We start from the raw sequence: 2,138 nt of genomic DNA, 5'->3' as shown, positions 1-2,138 counted from the left end.
CTTTCGTTGGACAGATAAGTCGGTGATGATAGGTCATTTTCAAAGAACACTTGCCTAATCCTTGCCAAAGGGACTATTAAGACACTACCTTGACTGGCGCACCGTAGATGTATTGACTAAAGCCCTTTTCAATCTGTTGCTTGATAAAATTGTTTACCACGGCATAGGACTTGCCGCTGCCCGGCGTACCCAACACGATGGACGCACGGAAGGGATTAACTACATTGATCCAACCGTTGTTCCAGCGTTTCCTGTAATAGAAACGTGTCGGCAGATTGACCGAATACTCGCTTTCGATAAGCCTCGTTTCCTGCATGAAACTCTCGTTCTCGTTGTTGAAAACATCCTCCATCAAATTGTGTTTCAACAGGCGGCTCATCCACAGACCACCCATCAACAGGCAGACATAGCCCGTTCCAATGGTAAGGACATACAGTCCCGTCACCGCTTCAAGCGGCAGCGGCAGGGGCAGCAACCACCAGTTCAGGAAAAACAGCACGAACCCGACGGCAAATGCTGTCCAGATTCTCCCCCAAGTGATTTTCTCACCCTTGACACCCTTCGTACCCAGACAGGACAAGGCAAGCAAAAGGACGGAAAACAGCTTCGTGTAGAGAATGGAATGGAACAGCCCCGCCGTGCGGTCGAAGTTCAGAAGGATTTTGTCCACCACGCCGATGTTCACGCCCCACAGCCGGATGGCTTCGTAGCAGAACCAGTACACGTTCATGACCACTAAAATGATACTCACGGCACGCAGAAAATCCATGATTTTCGCCAATGCCCTCAAATCGTCTTCTTGTTGTGACATACATTGATTTTTTAATTGTTGATACTCTGATTACATACCCAAGCCCTTGCGTTTTTTCTTCTTTTTGCGCTTCATCGCCCGGATGAAAGCCTCTTCCTCGGCATCTACCGCCGGACCTTCGGGAGTGAGCAAGCCCATACCGCCCGATATATCTTCACTGTCGTAGGCGGTCTGCCCGTGTGCCTTGTCCGCAGCATCCACAGGGATGGATAGCGGTATCGGCGGTTGTCCGGCGTATGGCAGGGTGAAGTGTTCCTGCAAGGCATTCGCCGAAAGCTCCTTACCCATGCGCGAACCGTTCAGCACGCATCCCGTGCGGTGGTCGATGAAGGTAGCCCCATAGATGCGCCCTTCCTCTGTGTAGCGCAGTACGGTGTCGATGCCCTTCTCTTTGAGTTGGGATACAAATTTGTCCTTGTCATAAGTGCCTTGCAGCACGGAAAGGACGGTGCGTTTCGTCATGTCTGCCAGTTTCCTATCCTTGATTTCCGATTTGGAACGGACAAACTTCTTCTGTACGGCTTCATAGCCTGCGGACTTCCCGAAAAGCGAGGATTTGAACGGGTTGCCCACCTTGTTACCCTTGTCGTCCGTGACGGAATAGACCAGCCCGTGATACTCCCGTCCGCGCACGTTGCCCCTCGCTTCCTCCACCGTCATATTATATAAGGAAAGGAGCGCACGGTATTCGCCCATCGTCTGGAAACGGTACTGCCCATTCAGAGCCTTCACGGTGTTGCCTACCTGCTTCTTCACATCACCTGCCGATGCGGCCACCTTGCGCAACGGATTATCCAATCTCTGATTTTTACGTTCTGCCGGATGCAATCCGTACTTCTGTTCCAGTTCCCTGCGGATACGGTCGCTGCGGCGGTAGAGAAAATCCCGGTTGAGCCTTTTCCCGTTCTCGTCCACGTTGACCGTCACGATGTGCAGGTGGTGGCGGTCGATGTCCTCGTGCTTGAATACAAGATAAGGCTGGTTTCCGAAACCGAGTTTTTCCAGATACTCGCGGGCGATATTCTGCAACTCAATATCGGTCAGCACATCCTCCGGGTGCGGGTTGAGAGAGATATGCACCACCGGCTTCTCGATCTTCATCTGCGGTGGCAGGAAGGTGAGAAAACCCTCCATCGCCTTGCCTATGTCCACCGTTCCCGAACCGTCATTGTAGATGCGGTTGGTGGTGAGAAGCCGCCCCTGCGCCTCGTTAATCTGTAGGCTCGACACCGGGGCGCCTTGCCGCATTTCTGCGGTAGGTTTCCCCGAGTCTGCCCCCGAACCGGACTTACACCTTTCAGCGTATCCGGCTCTCCATTGGTATATA

General features: G+C 52.7%; 1 protein-coding gene and 1 pseudogene. Both read right to left on the bottom strand.

The window, feature by feature from the left end:
- Positions 1 to 103: 103 nt before the first annotated feature.
- Positions 104 to 811 (bottom strand): annotated as a pseudogene (locus QGT73_RS17235) (YWFCY domain-containing protein); the annotation flags it as partial.
- A gap of 30 nt (positions 812 to 841) precedes the next feature.
- Positions 842 to 2,059, bottom strand: a complete 1,218-nt coding sequence (mobB, locus tag QGT73_RS17230; protein WP_280123244.1) for a conjugal transfer protein MobB — start codon at positions 2,057 to 2,059, stop codon at positions 842 to 844.
- Between the last annotated feature and the right edge of the window lie 79 nt (positions 2,060 to 2,138).

This window comes from Duncaniella muricolitica, assembly GCF_910574735.1.
Lineage (GTDB): Bacteria > Bacteroidota > Bacteroidia > Bacteroidales > Muribaculaceae > Duncaniella > Duncaniella muricolitica.
The sequence above is the reverse complement of the archived record's forward strand: the minus strand, read 5'-3'. Positions and strand labels throughout refer to the sequence as shown.